Source organism: Anaeromyxobacter sp. SG64 (assembly GCF_022690745.1).
Lineage (GTDB): Bacteria > Myxococcota > Myxococcia > Myxococcales > Anaeromyxobacteraceae > Anaeromyxobacter > Anaeromyxobacter soli.
In genome coordinates this window covers 1-13941 of the sequence record NZ_JALCZB010000015.1, presented here as the reverse complement: position 1 = coordinate 13941, position 13941 = coordinate 1, and the positions used below count along the sequence as shown (strand labels likewise).

Sequence of the window (13941 nt, the reverse complement as noted above, 5' to 3'; positions counted from 1 at the left end):
CATGCGCAAGGCAGTCCCGTTCCTCGACGTCCCCATCCGCCGGGTCATGACCCCGCAGCCGGCGACGGTCGGCCCCGAGGACTCGCTGGGGGACGCAGCGGGCGCGATGGTGCAGGGCGGGTTCAGGCACCTGCCGGTGGTCGACGCGGACGGGTCGGTGGTCGGGATGCTCTCCGAGCGCGACCTTCGCGCGCGGCTCGGGACCGAGCTCGAGCGCTTCGCGGACGCCGCGCTCGACCTCCTCTCCGAGGAGGTCGAGGGCACGCTGCGCCCCGATCCGGTCACGATCCCGAGCACGGCGACGGTGCGGGACGCGCTCGAGATCCTCGCGGACGAGCGCGTCGGCGCGCTACCGGTCATGGACGGAGAGCGGCTCGTCGGGATCGTCTCTTACCTCGACCTGCTCGTGTACCTGCGCAGGGAGGCGCCTCCGGCGCCCACCCGGGGGGTGGAGCGAGCGGAGCCGCCCCGGCGCCGGGCACCGTCCCGGAAGCCGCCCGCGCGCAAGCCGCCGTCGCGGCAGACCGGCGCGCGCGGGGGTCGCCGCCGCGCGACCCGCTGACGGCGCGCTGGACACCCCCTGCGACACGATGCCTCGACCGCGTTGCCCCTCGATCGAGGGCTTTCGCAAGGGCTCCCGCCGCGGTTGGATCATCGACGGGGGCTGCTCATGACCACGGTCGCGGTCGTCTCGTTCGTCGTGCTCGTCGCGGTCGCGACGGTCCACGCCGTGCTGCCGGCGCGGACCCGGGCGCCGGTCAGCGGATCGCGTACGTCACGGACACGCTCGCGTCGATCTCGAGCTCGCCCGGCGTGACCGGCGCGCCGTCCGTCGCCACCATCGCCTGCGTCCGGTACTTCGCGAGCGGGATCGGCCGTTCGGCGGCGCCCTCCTCGATCGCCACCACCGCGCCCAGCGAGACCCCGGCCGCCTTCGCCATCGCCTCCGCCTTCGCCCGGGCGACCGCGACCGCGTTCGCGAGCGCCTCCTGGCGCTGCGGGGCCGGATCGTCGCGCTCGAAGGTGAGACCCCGCAGCGAGTTCGAGCCTGCGGCGACCACGCGCTCCAGGATCTGGCCGAGCTTCGCGAGATCGCGCACGGTCACGCGAACCTCGTCCACCACCGTGTAGCCGGTGATGTCCCGAGGCTTCCCGTCCACCCACGGACGCTCCACCTGCACGTCGTGGCGCGTCGTCTGGACGTCCTTCTCGGCGACGCCGGCCTTCGCGAGCGCGTCGATCATCCGCCGCATCTTCGCCGCGGCGTCCGCGACGGTCGGCGCGAGGGTCTTGCCGGTCGCCTCGATCCCCGCGAGCACCACCGCGACGTCGGGCCGGACCCTCACCCTGCCCTCTCCCGTCACGCGGAGCGTCCGGTCGAGGCTCCGCACCTCGACGGCGGGCGAGGCGGCGAGCACCGACTGCGCGGCGGGCGCGGGGACCTGAGCGGCGGCGGCGCGGGTCGCGCAGCCGAGCGGAACGAGCAGCAGGAGGGCGAGAGGGCGGGTCGTGGACATGGCTGCGTTACATACCTCGGCTCCGCCCCGCGAGGACGCGCCGCCGTGTCGCCGTGCGGGGCAGGTCGGCGCGCGCACTCCCCGCATGGGCGCGCGATGACGGGGTCGCTCTCGCCTAGGATGCGCCCCTTCGATGACCGACGGCTGCCCGATCCTCGTCGTCGACGACGACACCGACCTGCGGGAGACGCTCGGGGAGCTGCTCGAGGAGGAGGGCTACGACGCGCACCTCTGCGAGAACGGCCGCGTCGCGCTCGACCGCCTGCGCAAGGGGGAGCGCCCCGCGCTCATCCTCCTCGATCTCATGATGCCGGAGATGAACGGCTGGCAGTTCCGCGAGGAGCAGCTGCGCGACGCGCAGCTCGCGGAGATCCCTGTCGTCGTCATGACGGCGAGCCGCGGCTTCGAGGGACACCCCATCACCGCCTCCGAGATCCTGTACAAGCCCGTCGGCCTCGGCGATCTCATCGAGGCGGTCGAGCGGAACGTCCGGCCCCACTAGACGGGCCGCCCACGCCGCCCGCGCGGCGAAGCGAGGCGCAGCCGCCGTGCGCCAGCCCGTCGACTCCGGCCTGGCGTGCTATGACGCTGCCCCGCATGGCAGAGCCGGGCCTCCTCCAGATCGCGCTCCTCACGCTCGTCGCGCTCGTCGCCGGCGTCATCGACGCGATCGCCGGCGGCGGCGGCCTGCTCACCGTCCCCGCCATCCTCTGGGCCGGCCTCCCGCCGCACCTCGCCCTCGGCACGAACAAGGGCCAGTCGGTGTTCGGCTCGTTCGCGGCGCTCGCCCGCTTCACGCGCGGAGGGCTCGTGGACGGCCGCCGGGCGCGCATCACCTTCCCCCTGGGGCTCGCCGGCTCGCTCGGCGGAGCGGCGCTCGTCCTCGTAACGCCCCCCTCCGCGCTCCGGCCGATCGTCGTCGCGCTGCTCGCCTTCGCCGCGGTGTTCGTCGGCCTGCGCAGGGGGCCGCCGCCCCGGCTCGAGGACGCCGCCCCGCCCCGCAGCGCGGCGGCCATCGCGGGCGCCATCGCCCTCGCCGTCGGCGCCTACGACGGCTTCTTCGGGCCCGGCACGGGGACGTTCCTCATCGTCGCCTTCGTGGCGCTGCTCGGGGACGGGCTCTCCCGAGCGTCGGCGAGCGCCAAGGTCGTGAACTTCGCCTCCAATCTCGCGGCGGTCGCCCTCTTCGCGTCCCGCGGCGTCGTCCTCTGGCGGATCGCCCTCCCCATGGCGGCGGCGCAGCTCGGGGGCGGCTGGGTGGGCGCCCACCTCGCCATCCGGCGCGGCGACGCCCTCATCCGGCGGGTGGTGGTCGCGGTGGCGCTCGTCCTGGCCGCCAAGCTCGCCTGGGACATGCGCAACCCATGACGTGACGCGGCAAGCCTCCCCCGCGCGAGGCGCGCTTGCTACACTGCCGCGGCGAAACGCCCCTCCAGGAGGAAGCCGCGCGATGAGCCGAACCGTCTCGGCCGAGGAAGCCGTCTCCGTCGTCAAGTCGGGCGATCGCGTCTTCATCCACAGCGTCGCCGCCGCGCCGCAGCGGCTCGTGGACGCCCTCACGGCGCGCGCGAGCGAGCTGCGCGTCGTCGAGATCGTGTCGCTGCACACGGAGGGGCGCGCGCCCTACGCCGCCCCCGAGCACGCGAAGAGCTTCCGCGTGAACGCGCTGTTCGTCGGCGCCAACTACCGCGCGGCGGTCGAGGAGGGGCGGGCCGACTACCTGCCGGTGTTCCTCTCCGAGGTGCCGAAGCTGTTCCGCTCCGGCGTCCTCCCGCTCGACGTCGCGCTCGTCCACGTGTCGCCGCCCGACCGCCACGGCTTCTGCTCCCTGGGCGTGTCGGTGGACGTCACGCGGGCGGCGGTGCAGACCGCCCGCACCGTCATCGCGCAGGTGAACCCGCGCATGCCGCGGACGCACGGCGACGGCCTCATCCACGTCGACGCGATCGACTACCTCGTGGAGGTGGACGAGCCGATCCACGAGCTGCCGGAGCGCGAGCTCACGGAGGCGGAGCGCGCGATCGGGCGCCACTGCGCGGAGCTCGTGGAGGACGGCGCGACGCTCCAGCTCGGGATCGGCGCCATCCCGCAGGCGACCTTCGCGTACCTCGGCGATCACCAGCGGCTCGGCATCCACACCGAGATGCTCTCCGACGGCATCGTCGACCTCGTCGACAAGGGCGTCATCACCGGCGAGGCGAAGCGCGTCCACCCGGGCAAGATCGTGGGCGGGTTCGCCGTCGGCACCCGCAAGCTCTACGACTTCCTCCACGACAACCCGCTCGTGGCGATGCTCGACATCGCGTACGTGAACGACACGGCAGTCATCCGCCGGAACCCCCGGGTCACCGCGATCAACAGCGCCATCGAGGTGGATCTCACCGGCCAGGTGTGCGCCGACTCCATCGGCGACCGGCAGTACTCGGGCGTGGGCGGGCAGATGGACTTCATCCGCGGCGCGGCGCTGTCCGACGGTGGCAAGCCCATCATCGCCCTGCGCTCGACCACCGCGGCGGGCGAGCCGCGCATCGTCTCGTACCTGAAGCCGGGCGCCGGCGTCGTGACCACCCGCGCCCACGTGCACTTCGTCGTGACGGAGCACGGGATCGCCGATCTCTTCGGCAAGAACCTGCGCCAGCGCGCGGCGGCGCTCATCGCGATCGCCCACCCCGCGCACCGCGACGCGCTCGCCGCCGAGGCCCGCCGCCGCTTCGGCAGCTGGTGATCCGGCGGGCCGAGCGCCCGCCTTCCGGGAGTTCACCGATCCGGCGCCTGCGCGCCGCGGCCGCGTCACGCCGTGCGCGCACGATCCCCGCTCCGTCGAGCCGCGGCCCCGGACGCGGCGGCGGGTTGCGGTAGCCCGGGGGAGTACAAATTCTCTTAACCGACCACGTCACGCACGCGAGAGACGACGAAACGCGCGTCCGGAGGGCCGAGGCGATGCCAGGCGCTTGCAAATTCGTCCGGGAGTCAGAGGCCGGTCGGACGGTGATCCGCCTGTCCGGCGTCTTCGACCGGACGTCCGCCGCCGAGCTGGCGGAGCGGCTCGAGGCGGAGCGCGGAGGCGAGGTGGTGCTCGACTTCAGCCTGATCCGCGAGTTCGCCGACCTGGGCGTCGCCGCGCTCGCGCACGAGCTCGCCGGCGGCGACCGGCGCCTGCTGCTGCGCGGCCTGCGCCAGCACCAGCTCCGCATCTTCCGCTACTTCGGCGTGGACGTGGAGGCCTTCCAGCACCCGCAGGCGCCCGCGCTGCACTGAAACGGCAGGCGGCGTGCCTCGGGGGGGCCGGCGCGCTCCCACCCCGCCCGTGGGAGCGCGCGCCCCGTCGCTCACACGATCTCCCGGTCTCCTCCCGCGGCGTCCTCGCTCGCCCCGCGGCGCGGCTCGTCGCCGCTCTCCTCCTCGCGGACGGCGCCCTCCTCCTCCTCCGTGCCGAAGTACCCCTCGTAGTACGGCTCCCGCCGCGGCGGCAGATCCGTCCGTGGGGTCTCGTCGCGGCCTTCCTTCCGGCGCTCTTCCTCGGGCTTTCGCGGCATACGCCCTCCTCACGTCCCCGAAAACCTGCGCTCCCGTGCCGCCGCCGTGAAGCGGCACCCCGCGTCGGGCCCCACCCGGCGTTGCCGCGGGCCGACGGGCGCACGATCGTACTCAGGGGGGACGATCCATGGCTCGAGCGATCTGGAGCGGAGCGCTGACGTTCGGCCTCGTGAACATCCCGGTGAAGCTCGTCACCGCGGTGACGCAGAAAGAGGTCCGCTTCAACATGCTCCACGACAAGGACGGCGGGCGGATCCACCTGAAGCGCTTCTGCGCCAAGGAGGACGTCGAGGTCCCCTACGAGCACATCGTGAAGGGCTACGAGATCTCGAAGGGGAAGTACGTCGCCCTCGATCCCGACGAGCTCGAGAAGTTCGACCCCAAGGCGACGCACACGGTGGACATCCACGACTTCGTGGAGCTCGCCGAGATCGACCCCATCTACTACGACCGCACCTACTACCTCGTGCCGGAGGCGAGCGCCGCGAAGCCGTACGCCCTCCTGCTCGACGCGATGCGCCGCTCGGGCAAGGTGGCGATCGCGACGTTCGTGCTGCGCACGCGCGAGTCGCTCTGCTGCGTTCGCCCCATCGAGGACGCGCTCGCGCTCTCGACCATGAACCGCGCCGACGAGGTGATCCCGGTGTCCTCGCTCGACCTCCCCCGGCACGCGAAGCCCGCCGAGCGCGAGCTCGCGATGGCCGAGCAGCTCGTCGGCTCCCTCACGACCGCGTTCGAGCCCGAGCGCTACCCCGATACGTACCGCGAGCGCGTCCTGGAGCTCGTCGAGAAGAAGGCGGAGGGCGAGACGATCGAGGCCCCCGAGGCGGAGCGCGCGCCCGCCGAGGTGGTGAGCCTCGCGGATGCGCTGTCCGCCAGCCTCGCCGCAGCGCGCCGGCGGGGGGGCGAGCCCGCCGCGCACCCGGCGCGAGGCGAGCGGCGACACCGGCCCGCCGTGGCGGCGCGCGCCGCCGGCAAGAAGAAGGCGGCGAGGAAGAAGCGGCCGTGACCGCCCGCCCCAAGCGGCCGGCGGCGAGGCGCGCTCCCGCGAGCGAGCCCGGGCCCAAGCGGCCCGCCGCGCGGCGGGCCTCCGCGAGCAAGGCCGGCGTCGAGGTCGAGGTCGGGGGGCGCCGCCTCGTCCTCAAGAACCTGGACAAGGTCTTCTACCCGGAGGCCGGGTTCACGAAGGGCGACGTCGTCGACTACTACGCGCGGATCGCGCCGGCGCTGCTGCCGCACCTGGCTGGCCGGCCCCTCACCATGAAGCGCTACCCGGAGGGCGTCGAGGGCATGTTCTTCTACGAGAAGCGCTGCCCCCCTCACCGGCCGGAGTGGGTGCACACGGCGAAGGTGTGGAGCGAGCGGAACGACGAGTTCATCGACTACTGCGTCGTGAACGACCTCCCGTCGCTCATCTGGGCGGCGAGCATCGCCGACCTCGAGCTGCACACGTCGCTGTCGCTCGCGCACGCGATCGACACGCCGACGACGATCGTGTTCGACCTCGACCCCGGCCCGCCCGCGGACGTCGTGACCTGCTGCGACGTGGCGCTCCTCGTCCGCAAGCTCCTGCACCGCCTGGAGCTCGAGGTCTACCCAAAGACCTCCGGCTCGAAGGGTCTCCAGCTCTACGTCCCGCTCGGCGGCAGGGCGACCTACGACGAGACGAAGCCCTTCGCCCACGCCGTGGCGCAGGTGCTCGAGCGGGGGCACCCGAAGCTCGTGGTGGAGCGGATGAAGAAGGACCTCCGCGTGGGGAAGGTGCTCGTCGACTGGAGCCAGAACGATCCGCACAAGACCACGGTCTCCGTGTACTCGCTGCGGGCCCGGGCGCGCCCGACGGTGTCCGCCCCGGTGACCTGGGCAGAGGTCGAGAAGGCGGCGCGCACCCGCCGCGGCGACGGCCTCGTGCTCGAGGCGAAGGACGTCCTTCGCCGGGTCGAGCGGATGGGCGACCTGTTCGAGCCGGTGCTCACCCGCCGGCAGCGGCTCCCCGGTCCCGACGGCGTCGAGCGGGTGCGTCTCTCCTGAGGGGCCGCTGGAGGATCGCGAGGAGGCGAGCGACGCGAGCCTCCCGCCCGGAGCCGCGCGCTGCGCCGGAAGCCCGACCGGGCCGCTCCCTCGGCCGCACCCCGAGACGTGACGACCTGAGGGCCCCGTCGGATCGCCCGCCGGCCCGCTGCGCCGGCCGCGCGCCGGCCGCAACTTCTCACTCGGACACGGGCGGCGCCGAGGCGCGGAGGAGAACGGGATGGATCAGCATGAGCGCTTGATCGAGGCAGGGGCGCGGGAGCCCTCGGCCCCCCGGCCGGACCCGCTGCGGGCGGCGAAGACCCGGGACCTCGTGACGCAGCTCGCCCAGAAGGCGAGCCTGCTCGCCCGGAAGGAGGTCGAGCTCGCGAAGGCGGAGCTCAAGGAGGACCTCCGCTCGGAGATCAAGATGGCGAGCGGGCTCGGCGTCGCGGGCGTCTGCGCGCTCATGGTGCTCCAGCTGCTCCTCACGGCGATCGTGTTCGCGCTGTTCGAGGCCCAGGTGATGCCAGGCTGGGCGGCGTCGCTCCTCGTGGCGGCGGTGGTGCTCGCGGTGGGGACCGCGGTCGGGCTGTGGGGCTGGGCGAAGCGCGTGAGGAAGCCGCTCGACACGACCCGTCGCTCCCTCCAGGACAACGTTCGCTTCGCGAAGGAGCGGATCGCATGAAGGACGGATCCCCGCAGAACGTCAGCCGCGTCTCGGGCGAGATCGAGGCGCTCCGCAACGACCTCGGCGCGCTCATCGGAGAGCTGGACCGCCGGCGGCACGAGCTGTTCGACCTGCGGCTGCAGGCGAAGCGCCACCCCGTGGCCGTCATCGGCGCCGGGGTCGTGGCCGCGCTGGTGGTCGGCGGCCTCGTCGCGTTCGCGGTCCGCTCGCGCCGCGAGGCGCAGCGTCCGAGCCGCAGGGCGCGCGAGACGGCCCGCGCCCTCTCGCGCCTCATGGAGCACCCGGACCGGGTGGCCGCGGAGCAGTCGATGCGGGACAAGATCCTCGCCGCGGCCGGCATCGCCGCCGGCACCGCGATCGCGAAGCGGCTCGTCGACCGGCTCGTCGCCCCCACGCCCGCTCCGCGCCGCGCGCGCGGCAACGGCGCCGCCGGCGAGGTCCGGACGCACGCCTGAGCGGCTAGCCCCGGTGCGGCGCGGCGGCCGGCGCGACGACCGCCCGCGCTGGCCGCGCCGTCACTGCGCCCGGTCCTGGAGCGCGTGCACGCCCGTCGCGTGCGCGCAGTGGGCGCAGCAGAACTGCTTGCCGCCCGCCTCCACGCCGTGGCCGATCACCCGGCACCCGCAGTGCGCGCAGCGCGGCGCGAGCGCCTGGATGGCGCACTCGAAGCTGTCGAACACGTGCCGCTTGCCGCCCGCCGTCACCTCGAAGGCCTTGTCGTACTCGTTCCCGCACACCTCGCAGCTTCCGGTCATCGCTCCCCTCCCTCGCTCTGCCGTCCGCCGGCGAGCCGTCGCGCCGTGCCGCGTGTCGGACGCCGCCGTGGATCATGGCCACTCGCGCGCGCGCCAGCACCGCCGCTGACAATGCCCACCTGCGTGCCAAGGCTTTCACGGGTGATGGACGGAGGGACCCGCCGCGGAGCTGGGCGGGCGTTCGACCGAGGGAGGAGACACATGGCACGCGTGGAGAAGAGCATCGAGATCGAGCGGCCGGTCCGGATGGTCTACGACCAGTGGACGCAGTTCGAGGAGTTCCCGCGCTTCATGGAGGGCGTCGAGGAGGTCCACCAGATCGACGACACGACGCTCCACTGGATCGCGAAGGTCGGCGGGAAGCGCGAGGAGTGGGAGGCGGAGATCGTGCAGCAGGTCCCGGATCAGAGCATCGCCTGGCGGCACACCGCCGGCGCGGTGAACTCGGGCGTCGTGCTGTTCACGCCGCTCGACGGGCAGCGCTGCCGCGTGACGCTCGCGCTGGAGTACGATCCCAAGGGCTTCGTCGAGAAGGTCGGCGACGTGCTGGGCGTCGTGTCCCGGCGCGTCGAGGGCGACCTCCAGCGCTTCAAGCGCTTCATCGAGGAGCGCGCGAGCGAGACCGGCGCGTGGCGCGGGGAGGTGCACCCCGGCGACCATCACGCGCATTAAGGCAGCGCCTCGAGCGCCGCCCGCACGGCGGCGAGCCCCACGTGGAGCCGCGCGCCGTCCCACAGCGCGGGCGTGGCGCTCCCGCCGTGCGCCGCGAGCGCGTCGCGGTGCGCGTCGAAGGCGACGTTGCGGAAGTCGATCACGCCCTCGAGCCCGAGCGCGACGACGCGCTTTCGCGCCGCGGCGGAGTCCGGCTCGGAGATCCGGTGGAACAGCTCCGGCGCGGCCATGCCGCGCTAGGCGATCTCGGGGAGGCCCAGCGTCACCGGGCGGCGCTCCGGCACGCCCGACTCCGCCGTGACGCGCACCACGCGGTGGCAGGCGGGATCGGCGAGCACCTTGCGCACCAGGGCCTGGTTCAGCGCGTGGCCGCTCTTCACGGCGGTGAGCGCGCCGACCACCGGCATGCCCAGCAGGGCGAGATCGCCGATGGCGTCGAGCACCTTGTGCCGGGCGAACTCGTCGGGGAAGCGCAGGCCCTCCGGGTTCAGTATCGAGAACTCGTCGATCACGATCGCGTTGTCGAGGCTGCCGCCCTTGGCGAGGCCGGCCGCCTGCATCCGCTCGATGTCGCGCCTGAAGCAGAACGTCCGCGCCCGCGCCACCTCGCGCTCGAAGGCGCGATCCGACAGCGACACCCGGAACGACTGGTTGGTGACGAGCGGGTGGTCGAAGTCGGCGGTGAAGTCGACGACGAAGCCGTCGGCCGGCTCGAGGCGCGCGAGCTTGTCGCCGTCGCGGATCTCGACGGCCTGGTCGACCACGAGGTAGCGGCGGCCGGCGCGCAGCTGCTGCACGCCCGCCTCCTGGATGAGGCAGACAAACGGCGCCGCGGAGCCGTCCACGATGGGGACTTCCGGCCCGTCCACCTCGACGCGGCAGTTGTCGATCCCCATCCCGGAGAGCGCCGCGAGCACGTGCTCGACGGTGGACACGCGCGCGCTGCCGAGGGCGACGCTCGTGGAGAGCATCGTGTCGACGACGAGGTCGTTCTTGGCGGGGATCTCGACGCCGAGATCCATGCGCACGAAGGTGATGCCAGAGTCGGCCGAGGCCGGCGCGAGCGTGAGGGTCGCGGGCTTGCCGGAGTGGAGTCCCACCCCCGTGCAGCTCACGCGCTTCGCCACCGTTCGCTGGTTCCAGTAGGTCATCATGATGAAGGTCCGGTGGGCTCGTCGGCCCGTGCGGCACCCTTCCGAGCAATCGATGTGCCAATCACCTCGGATTTCGGCCGCTTTTCGTCCCCGGCTTGGGCCTGCGCCAACCCCTCGTAGCTCCCCGGGAATCCGGCCGCCGGCGGCGGGCGCTCGCCCGCTCTCTCGCTCGCGGGGGCTCGCGCCCTCTTTCCCTGTGACGGGACCGCGACATCCGTGTCAGGCCGGCACGGGCGAACGACTATTTTCGTGCGGCGGCTTATAGCACGTGCGACCCGAGGCGAACGCTTGATCCCACTGAAAGACGACACCCCGCTCGAGCGCACACCCGTCATCACCATCGCCCTCATCGCCCTCAACGTCGCCGTCTACCTCTGGCAGATCGACGCGCTCGCGCTGCCGGCGCTCGTGGCCTCCGGCGGCGACGTCGTCGCCTTCATGAGCGCGCGGCTGAACGAGACGGCGCTCCGGGGCGGGGCGATCCCCTACGAGATCCTCACGCTCACCGACCCCTGGCCGCGCGCGTACGTGCCCGTCCCGCTCACGATCTTCACGAGCATGTTCCTGCACGGCGGCCTCATGCACCTCGGGTCGAACATGCTGTTCCTCTGGATCTTCGGGAACAACGTCGAGGACGCCCTCGGCCGCGGCCGGTTCGTGCTCTTCTACCTCGCCTCCGGCGTCGCGGCCGCGCTCGCGCAGACGGTCGCGTCCGCGGCGAGCGGCGACGTCTACGTGCCGATGGTCGGCGCGAGCGGCGCGATCGCGGGCGTGCTCGCTGCGTACATGACGCTCTTCCCGCGCGCGCGCGTGCTCTCCGCGATCATCATCTTCATCTTCATCCGGCTCGTGGCGGTCCCCGCGTCCTTCTTCATCGGGCTCTGGTTCGCGCTGCAGATCCTGTCGGTGGTCTTCGGCGGATCGCCGGGCGTGGCGGTGATCGCCCACGTGTTCGGGTTCGTGGCGGGGTGGCTCCTCGTCCGCGTGATGGGGCGGCGCGGCACCTGGCGCGCGCGACGCATGTCGTGGTGAGGCGCGGCGTCTCGCGTCCCCCGCGAGCACCGAGGAGTCCCTGCGCCGCAGCTTCAGATCAGGCTGCCCTGCTTGCCGTGCGGCCTCTCGCGCCCCAGGTGCGCGTAGGCCGGCGGCAGCGCCACGCGGCCGCGCGGCGTGCGCGCGAGGAAGCCCTCGCGCACGAGGAACGGCTCGTAGACGTCCTCGAGCGTGTCGCGCTCCTCGCCGACCGCCGCCGCGACGGCGTCGATGCCGACCGGGCCCCCGCCGAACGTATCGAGGACCACGGTGAGGATCCGGCGGTCCATCGCGTCGAGCCCGCGCGCGTCCACCTCCAGCCGCGCGAGCGTCGTCTCGACGATCTCGCGCGTGAGGCGGCCGTCCCCCTGGACCTCCGCGAAGTCGCGGGCACGCTGCAGGAGCCGGATGGCGATGCGCGGCGTGCCGCGGGCGCGCCGCGCGAGCTCCTCCGCGCCGGCGGGCTCCACCGGCAGCGCGAGCTTCCGCGCCGCGCGCACCGCTATCTCGCGGAGCTCCGCCGGCTCGTAGTAGCCGAGCCGCTCCTGGATGGGGAAGCGGTCGCGGAGCGGGCTCGCGAGGAGCCCGGTGCGCGTGGTCGCGCCGACGAGGGTGAAGCGCTCGAGCTTCATCTCCATGGTCTGCGCGCCGAGCCCGGCGCCCAGGACGACGTCGAAGCGGAAGTCCTCCATCGCCGGGTAGAGCGCCTCCTCCACCGCGGGCGAGAGCCGGTGGATCTCGTCGATGAAGAGGATGTCGCGTGGCGCGAGCGCGGTGAGGAGCCCGGCGAGGTCGCCCTTCTTCACGAGCGCGGGGCCGCTCGTGACGTGGAGCGCGACGCCCAGCTCGCGGGCGAGGATGTGCGCGAGCGAGGTCTTGCCGAGGCCCGGCGGTCCGGAGAGGAGGACGTGATCGAGCGCCTCGCCGCGCGCCTTCGCGGCCTTCGCGTACACGCGGAAGTTCTCGACGAGCTTCTCCTGCCCGACGTACTCCTCGAACGTGGCCGGCCGGAGCGACTGCTCGAGCCGCTCCTCGCCGTCGGTCGCCCTGGGCGACACCTCGCGCACGGGTATGCCGGTCATCGATCGGCGGAGGCTAGCACGCTGCCCCGACAGCAGCGCTCCTGCGTCTCACTGCGGCCGGGGCGGACCGTCGCGACCCTCGCGCGGGTCAGCCGCGCAGCCGCTTCAGCGCCTCGCGGAGCAGCGCGTCGAGCTTCTTCCCCTCCGCCTCGTCGCGCAGCGCGTCGGCGGCGGCGTCGGCCTGGGGCGGCTTGTAGCCGAGGTTCACGAGCGCCTGGCGGAGCTGCTCGAGCACGCCCGCGCCGGGCTTCGCCCGCCCCGGGCCGGCGGCGCGCGCGAGGAGCGCGAGCTTCTCCTTCAGCTCCACGACGAGCCGCTCGGCGGTCTTCTTCCCGACGCCGGGCACCTTCGTGAGCCGCGCCACGTCGGCGCCCGCGACCGCCTGGGCGAGCTCGCGCGCGTCGATGCCGGAGAGGATGTTCTGCGCCGCGCGCGGGCCAACGCCCTTCACGTCGATGAGCGCGCGGAACACCGCCTCCTCGTCCTCCGTCGCGAAGCCGTAGAGCTCGATGGCGTCCTGGCGCACGTTCGTGAACGTGCGGAGCGCGGCGTCGCCGCCCTGCGGCGGCAGGGTCGCGAGGGACACGGCGGAGAGGTGGACGAGATAGCCGACCCCGCCCACGTCGAGCACGACGTGGTCCGCGCCCTTCTCGGCGACCTTCCCGGAGAGCCGCGCGATCACGCGAGCCCCCGGTGATCGCGGCGCGAGGGCCGCAGGCGCGCGGCGGCGCGGGCGGCGCGATCGCGGGCGGGGACCGGCGCGACGGCGTCCTCGCGCGCCCGGCCGGCGGACGGCACGGCGACCGCGACGTTCCGGACGGACGGGAGCGCGAGCCGCCCCGCGCGGCGCGCGAGGTGGCAGACGGCGACCGCGAGCGCGTCGGCCTCGTCGGAGAGGTCGGGCGCGGCGCCGAGGAGCATGCGGGCGGTGCGGAGCATCTGGTCCTTCGACGCGCGGCCGGAGCCGGTGAAGGCGAGCTTCACCTCCGAGGGCGCGTACTCGAACACGGGGAGGCCGGCCTGCGCGGCGGCGGCGAGCGCGACCCCGCGGGCCTGGCCGAGCACGAGGGCGGAGCGCGCGGAGACGCCGCAGAAGACCTGCTCGACCGAGACCTCCGCCGGGCCCGAGCGGCGGATCACCTCGGCGAGGCCCTCGAGGATGCGCGCCAGCCGCTCGGCCATGGGGCGGTCCGCGCCGGGGACGAGCACCCCCGACGCGAGGACGACGAGCCGCGTCCCCTCGCGCGCCACGACGCCGTAGCCGCAGCGGCGCGAGCCGGGGTCGATCCCGAGGGCGATCACGAGGGCAATGTAGCAGAGGGCGGGCGACCGTAAAGCGAACGCCCGGCGCGGCCTCATGCGGTGCGCGGCGGCGACCCTCGCGGCGCTGGGGCCGGGGCGGCGCCGCGGGCGAGCGACGCCGCCGCGGCGAGCACGGCCACCGCAGCGCCGGCGCGGAGCGCGAGCGCGTAGCCGCCGAGGAACGCCTCG

Annotated in this window: 19 protein-coding genes; 11 read left to right on the top strand and 8 right to left on the bottom strand. The window is 73.8% G+C overall.

Going from position 1 to position 13941, the window contains the following annotated elements; translation table 11 throughout:
* Position 1 precedes the first annotated feature (1 nt).
* A complete protein-coding gene (locus MNZ29_RS06865) occupies positions 2-562 on the top strand; it encodes an HPP family protein (protein ID WP_242336806.1) in 561 nt (186 codons plus the stop codon).
* A gap of 196 nt (positions 563-758) precedes the next feature.
* On the opposite strand, the gene MNZ29_RS06860 is transcribed toward MNZ29_RS06865, so the two are convergent.
* On the bottom strand, positions 759-1517 hold the full coding sequence (locus tag MNZ29_RS06860) for an SIMPL domain-containing protein (RefSeq protein ID WP_242336809.1): 759 nt from the start codon (positions 1515-1517) through the stop codon (positions 759-761).
* 133 nt (positions 1518-1650) lie between these two features.
* Between MNZ29_RS06860 and MNZ29_RS06855 the strand changes: the two genes are divergently transcribed.
* From MNZ29_RS06855 to MNZ29_RS06840, 4 genes are all read left to right on the top strand, one after another.
* Positions 1651-2019, top strand: a complete 369-nt coding sequence (locus tag MNZ29_RS06855) for a response regulator (RefSeq protein WP_242336812.1) — start codon at positions 1651-1653, stop codon at positions 2017-2019.
* A gap of 95 nt (positions 2020-2114) precedes the next feature.
* Positions 2115-2885: a TSUP family transporter gene (locus MNZ29_RS06850; protein ID WP_242354046.1), complete on the top strand. Its 771-nt coding sequence runs from the start codon at positions 2115-2117 to the stop codon at positions 2883-2885.
* Between the two features lie 82 nt (positions 2886-2967).
* Entirely contained in the window at positions 2968-4242 is a 1275-nt protein-coding gene (locus MNZ29_RS06845) for an acetyl-CoA hydrolase/transferase family protein (RefSeq protein WP_242336818.1), read from the top strand.
* A 263-nt stretch (positions 4243-4505) separates the two neighbouring features.
* The gene (locus MNZ29_RS06840) at positions 4506-4775 is read left to right on the top strand and encodes an STAS domain-containing protein (RefSeq protein WP_242336821.1); all 270 of its coding nucleotides are present in this window, start codon (positions 4506-4508) and stop codon (positions 4773-4775) included.
* A gap of 71 nt (positions 4776-4846) precedes the next feature.
* Here the strand turns inward: MNZ29_RS06840 and MNZ29_RS06835 are convergent, their stop codons facing one another.
* Positions 4847-5053 (bottom strand): hypothetical protein, encoded by a 207-nt coding sequence (locus tag MNZ29_RS06835; RefSeq protein ID WP_242336823.1) that lies wholly within the window; start codon positions 5051-5053, stop codon positions 4847-4849.
* Between the two features lie 128 nt (positions 5054-5181).
* Between MNZ29_RS06835 and MNZ29_RS06830 the strand changes: the two genes are divergently transcribed.
* From MNZ29_RS06830 to MNZ29_RS06815, 4 genes are all read left to right on the top strand, one after another.
* Positions 5182-6063, top strand: a complete 882-nt coding sequence (locus MNZ29_RS06830; protein ID WP_242354037.1) for a Ku protein — start codon at positions 5182-5184, stop codon at positions 6061-6063.
* Positions 6060-7085, top strand: coding sequence for a non-homologous end-joining DNA ligase (gene ligD / locus MNZ29_RS06825; RefSeq protein WP_242341273.1), 1026 nt, complete (start codon positions 6060-6062; stop codon positions 7083-7085). The genes MNZ29_RS06830 and ligD overlap by 4 nt, the downstream gene beginning before the upstream one ends.
* Positions 7086-7305: 220 nt before the next feature.
* The gene (locus tag MNZ29_RS06820; protein ID WP_242372769.1) at positions 7306-7752 is read left to right on the top strand and encodes a phage holin family protein; all 447 of its coding nucleotides are present in this window, start codon (positions 7306-7308) and stop codon (positions 7750-7752) included.
* The gene (locus tag MNZ29_RS06815; RefSeq protein WP_242341274.1) at positions 7749-8210 is read left to right on the top strand and encodes a hypothetical protein; all 462 of its coding nucleotides are present in this window, start codon (positions 7749-7751) and stop codon (positions 8208-8210) included. The genes MNZ29_RS06820 and MNZ29_RS06815 overlap by 4 nt, the downstream gene beginning before the upstream one ends.
* Positions 8211-8270: 60 nt before the next feature.
* On the opposite strand, the gene MNZ29_RS06810 is transcribed toward MNZ29_RS06815, so the two are convergent.
* Positions 8271-8510 carry a hypothetical protein gene (locus tag MNZ29_RS06810; RefSeq protein WP_242341275.1) on the bottom strand — a complete coding sequence of 80 codons (240 nt, stop codon included), beginning with the start codon at positions 8508-8510 and terminating at the stop codon, positions 8271-8273.
* A gap of 201 nt (positions 8511-8711) precedes the next feature.
* Between MNZ29_RS06810 and MNZ29_RS06805 the strand changes: the two genes are divergently transcribed.
* Entirely contained in the window at positions 8712-9182 is a 471-nt protein-coding gene (locus MNZ29_RS06805; protein ID WP_242354035.1) for an SRPBCC family protein, read from the top strand.
* Here MNZ29_RS06805 and MNZ29_RS06800 read toward each other — a convergent pair.
* Together MNZ29_RS06800 and lpxC are read right to left on the bottom strand one after the other, a co-directional pair.
* Positions 9179-9412: a hypothetical protein gene (locus tag MNZ29_RS06800; protein WP_242354033.1), complete on the bottom strand. Its 234-nt coding sequence runs from the start codon at positions 9410-9412 to the stop codon at positions 9179-9181. The genes MNZ29_RS06805 and MNZ29_RS06800 overlap by 4 nt on opposite strands.
* Before the next feature lie 6 nt (positions 9413-9418).
* Positions 9419-10333 carry a UDP-3-O-acyl-N-acetylglucosamine deacetylase gene (lpxC, locus tag MNZ29_RS06795; RefSeq protein WP_243337325.1) on the bottom strand — a complete coding sequence of 305 codons (915 nt, stop codon included), beginning with the start codon at positions 10331-10333 and terminating at the stop codon, positions 9419-9421.
* Between the two features lie 291 nt (positions 10334-10624).
* Here lpxC and MNZ29_RS06790 point away from each other — a divergent pair, with 291 nt between their 5' ends.
* Positions 10625-11368, top strand: coding sequence for a rhomboid family intramembrane serine protease (locus MNZ29_RS06790; RefSeq protein ID WP_242341279.1), 744 nt, complete (start codon positions 10625-10627; stop codon positions 11366-11368).
* 53 nt (positions 11369-11421) lie between these two features.
* Here the strand turns inward: MNZ29_RS06790 and ruvB are convergent, their stop codons facing one another.
* The 3 genes from ruvB to ruvC all read right to left on the bottom strand — a co-directional run bounded on the left by ruvB (position 11422) and on the right by ruvC (position 13752).
* Positions 11422-12450: a Holliday junction branch migration DNA helicase RuvB gene (gene ruvB, locus MNZ29_RS06785; protein ID WP_242354028.1), complete on the bottom strand. Its 1029-nt coding sequence runs from the start codon at positions 12448-12450 to the stop codon at positions 11422-11424.
* 88 nt (positions 12451-12538) lie between these two features.
* Positions 12539-13132, bottom strand: coding sequence for a Holliday junction branch migration protein RuvA (gene ruvA / locus MNZ29_RS06780; protein WP_242341281.1), 594 nt, complete (start codon positions 13130-13132; stop codon positions 12539-12541).
* Positions 13129-13752 carry a crossover junction endodeoxyribonuclease RuvC gene (gene ruvC / locus MNZ29_RS06775; RefSeq protein WP_242354013.1) on the bottom strand — a complete coding sequence of 208 codons (624 nt, stop codon included), beginning with the start codon at positions 13750-13752 and terminating at the stop codon, positions 13129-13131. The genes ruvA and ruvC overlap by 4 nt, the downstream gene beginning before the upstream one ends.
* Between the last annotated feature and the right edge of the window lie 189 nt (positions 13753-13941).